The 5,151-nt window shown below is 41.1% G+C and carries 3 protein-coding genes and 1 pseudogene; all 4 read left to right on the top strand.

All coding sequences use genetic code 11. The features are described from left to right. The first annotated feature begins 234 nt into the window (after nt 1–234). The 4 genes and pseudogenes from ACLU24_RS14270 to ACLU24_RS14285 all read left to right on the top strand — a co-directional run bounded on the left by ACLU24_RS14270 (nt 235) and on the right by ACLU24_RS14285 (nt 5,117). Nucleotides 235–1,485, top strand: a complete 1,251-nt coding sequence (locus ACLU24_RS14270; RefSeq protein WP_412613314.1) for a phage portal protein — start codon at nt 235–237, stop codon at nt 1,483–1,485. 642 nt (nt 1,486–2,127) lie between these two features. Further along, entirely contained in the window at nt 2,128–3,939 is a 1,812-nt protein-coding gene (locus ACLU24_RS14275; protein ID WP_475495315.1) for a reverse transcriptase domain-containing protein, read from the top strand. Between the two features lie 134 nt (nt 3,940–4,073). Beyond that, nucleotides 4,074–4,700, top strand: a pseudogene (locus ACLU24_RS14280) (head maturation protease, ClpP-related); the annotation flags it as partial. A 15-nt stretch (nt 4,701–4,715) separates the two neighbouring features. Then, nucleotides 4,716–5,117: a phage major capsid protein gene (locus ACLU24_RS14285; protein ID WP_412613315.1), complete on the top strand. Its 402-nt coding sequence runs from the start codon at nt 4,716–4,718 to the stop codon at nt 5,115–5,117. Nucleotides 5,118–5,151 lie beyond the last annotated feature (34 nt).

Here is a 5,151-nt window from a genome sequence, read left to right on the forward strand (position 1 = left end):
GAAAAAAACTCCCAAGAATCATCGGCATTGCAAAAACCGTCAACGCTTTGAGGGGTGCATCGGTTATCAAATATTCATCTTTCGACATTCTTATATTCCTCCATGGTATCTTGTATCGTAGTATTCGATTCACTTGCCTTCACAAATTCCGATTTGTAAGGCAGACGCCCTACATTTAGTTTCACATATTATACCACATCCATATACGAAAAGTCAAGAAAGGAGCATAATTTTATGGGAATTTTCAGCGGACTATTCAAGTCCAGAGATAAGCCTCAAAACAGTTATGACAGCCCGTCATACACATATTTTTTCGGCAGAAGCAATGCGGGAAAAAGAGTCACCGACAGAACAGCCCTGCAGCATATTGCGGTTTATGCCTGTGTGAGAGTTTTGTCGGAGGCTATCGCACAGCTGCCACTGCATTTGTACAAATACAACGATAGCGGAAAGGAGCGAGTGCCACGGCATCCGCTCTATTTTTTACTCCACGATCAGCCGAGTCCTGAAATGACATCGTTTGTCTTCAGAGAAACCCTGATGTCCCATCTGCTGATCTACGGCAATGCCTATGCACAGATTATCCGTAACGGCAGAGGTGATGTTTTGGGACTATATCCTCTGATGCCGGATAAGATGAAGGTTGACCGTGATGAGAAAAACCGCCTGATATACATTTACAGCCGTTACGATGAAGCAAATCCGAATCTGAAAGAACAGGGGGACATCATTCTTTACGCCGATGAAGTCCTGCACATTCCGGGTTTAGGATTTGACGGACTGGTTGGATATTCGCCGATTGCACTTGCAAAAAATGCAATCGGCATTTCTATTGCCTGTGAAGAATATGGAGCATCGTTTTTTGGAAACGGTGCTTCACCAAGTGGCGTGTTGGAACACCCCGGAGTGATCAAAAATCCGGAGCGTGTGCGTGATGCTTGGCAAAGAGCCTATGGCGGAAGAAACGCCCACAAGGTCGCAGTTTTAGAGGAGGGCATGAAGTTTACTCCCATTGCAATTCCGAATAATGAAGCACAGTTTCTGGAAACACGAAAGTTTCAGATTGAGGAAATCGCAAGAATGTACCGTGTACCGCTTCATATGATCGGTGACCTTGACCACGCAACATTTTCAAATGTGGAACATCTATCATTAGACTTCGTCAAATACAGCCTTGACCCTTGGATCGTTAGATGGGAGCAGTCTTTGCAGAAAGCCTTGCTTTCCGATTCAGAAAAAGGACAATATTTTATCAAGTTCAATGTAGACGGACTACTGCGTGGCGATTATGCTTCCAGAATGCAGGGCTATGCTACCGCAAGACAAAACGGCTGGATGTCGGCGAATGACATCCGAGAACTGGAAGATATGAATATGCTTTCAGACGAAGAGGGTGGAAACCTGTATCTCGTAAATGGCAGCTTTACAAAACTCGCTGATGCAGGAGCATTTGCAAATCCAAAAAAGGAGGAGAAAACCAAATGAAGAAATTTTGGAACTTTATCCAAAACGAAGATACATCGGAAACAGAGCTTTTGTTTAACGGTCCTATCTCTGAAGATACTTGGTGGGGAGATGTGCGCTCGGATAGGGTGTAAGTAAATGTGAAATTGGTAACACACAGAATAGGTAATTCTGTAAGCGACCCAACTAACCGAAAGGCGAAAGCTGATACGGGAACATAGCACGTTGGGGAAGCGGTAAGTTTCTTAAAGGCAATCAAGAACGACTGAACCGCAACGCTAAGCAGATAAGAGGATAAAACTGTATTTGTTGAATGTGAGTTTCAAGTCCCAGTTAACCAATGGTTAAGGAAATTTGCCTGATACCTTAAATATGAATGTGATTTATTATCATCTCCAATAAATTATTGCCTCAATATTCATATGACGTGCAAGAGAACTTGTGCAAACGAAACGAAAGCATATCCGACAATCTGCAACCAGTTATTTACACTAACCGAGGATACCCTAAAGGTCAATGCTGAAAAGCTATGATTTAAGAATCTGAATATGACCCAAGGGTACGGAGTTTCCATAGTAGTCCGAGGACGGTAACACCGTCTGCATGGCGAAGGGAAACAGTTGTTATGGTCAAAAATGAAGAAAGTTAGGGAGGAAAACCTCAATGGCTGAAATGCAACCAACAACCGAAATTTTGACGAGAATAAGCAAAAACTCATTGAACAATAAAGATGAAGTGTTTACACGTCTGTTCAGATATTTATTGCGGGAGGATATATGGTTTGAAGCATACAGAAATCTGTATGCAAATAATGGTGCATCAACAAAAGGTGTAAATGATGACACTGCCGACAGCTTTAGTGAAAGAAAAATACAGAAAATCACAGAACAGCTGAAAAACGGCAAATTTAATCCAACGCCGGTAAGACGCACATATATACAAAAAAAGAATTCTGATAAAATGCGTCCACTTGGTATTCCGACATTTACAGACAAACTTGTACAGGAAGCTGTACGCATGATTTTAGAAGCAGTATATGAACCTATATTTCATGAATGTTCTCATGGTTTCAGACCAAACAGGAGCTGTCATACTGCTTTAAAAAGTCTGCGTATGAAATTCACAGGTGCAAAATGGTTCATAGAGGGTGACATCAAGGGCTGTTTTGACAATATTAACCATGATGTACTGATAGGAATACTGAACAAAAAAATCAAAGACGCAAGATTAATACAGCTTATTCAACAATTTCTGAAAGCAGGCTATCTTGAAGACTGGATATATCACAGGACATACAGCGGTACACCGCAGGGAGGAATCATTTCTCCCATACTGGCAAATATCTATCTGCATGAACTGGATAAGTTTGTAGAAAATCTAAAAGAGGAATTTGATAAACCGAGCAAAGAAAAGTATACTCCCGAATACCGAAAAGCAAAATATCAGACAGAAAAAGCACGAAAAGCAATCAGAGAGTGCGACCCACAGGATTATGAGCGAAAAAAACAGCTAATTAAAAATTTGAAAGCAGTCCGCAGTGTTCAGCTTAAAACTCCATGCAAATCACAGACAGACAAAAAAATTCAATATATTCGTTATGCTGATGATTTTATTTTATCAGTAAATGGAAGTCGTGAAGAATGCATCGAAATAAAAAAGAAGCTGTCACAATACATCAGCGAGGTGCTTAAAATGCAGCTCAGTGATGAGAAAACGCTGATAACTCACAGCAGTAATCATGCAAGATTTTTAGGTTACGACATCAGTGTAAGAAGAAATGCCAAAATTAAAAGCAAAAATGGCGGAGTTTCATTGAGAACATTGAATAATAAGGTTGAACTTTTAATTCCATTAAAGGAAAAAATCAACCGTTTCATGTTCGATAAAGGTGTCATCTTTCAAAAAAAGGATGGCTCTCTGTTTCCTACTCATCGCAGCTATATGATACATATGTCAGACCTTGAAATCATATCAACATACAATTCAGAGCTGAGAGGAATCTGCAATTATTACAATTTAGCAAGTAATTACTGCCAATTGCGTTACTTTGCTTATCTAATGGAATATAGCTGTCTGAAAACACTGGCGGCAAAACATAATACCAAGATTTCAAAGATAATAGCAAAGTTTAAAGACGGAAAAGGCGGATGGGGAATCCCATACGAAACTAAAAGCGGTAAAAAACGCTGTTATTTTGCTAAATACTCTGATTGCAAAGACTCAAAAGATGGTACGGACAATATCTCAAACGCAGCCGTAATATATGGCTATTCAAGAAATACACTTGAAGAACGCTTAAAAGCAAAGGTTTGCGAACTGTGTGGGGACACAAATGCAGAATACTATGAAATTCATCACGTTCATAAAGTGAAAGACCTGAAAGGTAAAAACGATTGGGAACGTGCAATGATAGCCAAAAGGCGAAAAACATTGGTGTTATGCAGGAATTGCCACCATAAAGTTCATAATCAATGAGTTGATTTGATTTTATATAACAATGGAGAGCCGTGTACTCCGAGAGGGGTAAGCACGGTTCGGTGAGGGGTCTGTATAAACCTACTATGGAAACATAGCAAGGCGATACTTTCCTACTCTACGAGGTCACACCTGCACTGTTTCGTGATGAACTCGCAAAAGTCAGCGGAAACTTGACAGTCTGGCTGAATTCGCCAGGCGGTGATGTATTCGCTGCAAGTCAGATTTATTCTATGCTAAAAAATCACAAAGGCAAGGTTACTGTGAAAATTGACGGCATTGCTGCATCAGCGGCTTCGGTTGTAGCAATGGCTGGCGATGAAACTTTGATTGCACCGACTGCCCTAATGATGATTCACGACCCTTCCACATCAGCAATGGGCAATAAAGCAGATATGGAAAAAGCAATTGAACTTCTGGAAGAAGTCAAAGAGAGCATTATTAACGCCTACGAAACCAAATCTCATCTCAGCCGAAACAAGATTGCAAAGCTGATGTCCGATGAAACATGGCTCAATGCGAAAAAGGCTCATGAAATGGGATTTGTGGACGGGATTCTCTTTGCAGAGAAGAAAATGCCTGTTGTTCCCAAAGAGGAAAAACCGGATGAAGAGGAAAAAGAAGATACACTGACCGCAATGACCTATTCCAAATCGAAGAATCTATCTGCATTCTTATCCAAAGTATCTGCATCAGCAGAATCCGTTACAGGTACATCGATTGACCAGCTTGAAAAAAGACTGGCACTTTTGAAATATTGATTGGAGGAATTGATTATGACCATTAAAGAACTCAGAGAAAAGAGAAAGAAGGCTTGGGATACAGCCCGTGACTTCCTTGATAGCAAGAGAAATGCAAACGGCGTTCTCAGTGAGGAAGATTCCAAGACCTACGATGCGATGGAACAAACGATTGTTGATCTCGGCAAGGAAATTCAGCGTCTGGAAAGACAGGCTGAAATTGAAGCTGAAATGAACAAGGCAACTTCCACTCCTGTTCTCGGAAAACCCGCAACTCCGACTGTTTCTGAAAAGACAGGTACAGCGAGCGACACTTACAAGAAAGCTTTCTGGAACAGCGTCAAAAACCGCAACTGGATTGATGTACACAACGACTTGCAGGTTGGCACAGATGCAGAGGGCGGCTATCTTGTGCCGGATGAGTTTGTGCGCCTGTAAAAGGCGATGTTTACAGTAGATTAGGCTCTACACC

The organism is Pseudoruminococcus sp., from assembly GCF_047012705.1.
Lineage (GTDB): Bacteria > Bacillota > Clostridia > Oscillospirales > Acutalibacteraceae > Pseudoruminococcus.

Bases quoted from the DNA above. Each gene is read 5' to 3' on its own strand.
- ACLU24_RS14270 (WP_412613314.1), top strand. From the start codon at position 235: ATGGGAATTTTCAGCGGACTATTCAAGTCCAGAGATAAGCCTCAAAAC.
- ACLU24_RS14275 (WP_475495315.1), top strand. From the start codon at position 2,128: ATGGCTGAAATGCAACCAACAACCGAAATTTTGACGAGAATAAGCAAA.
- ACLU24_RS14285 (WP_412613315.1), top strand. From the start codon at position 4,716: ATGACCATTAAAGAACTCAGAGAAAAGAGAAAGAAGGCTTGGGATACA.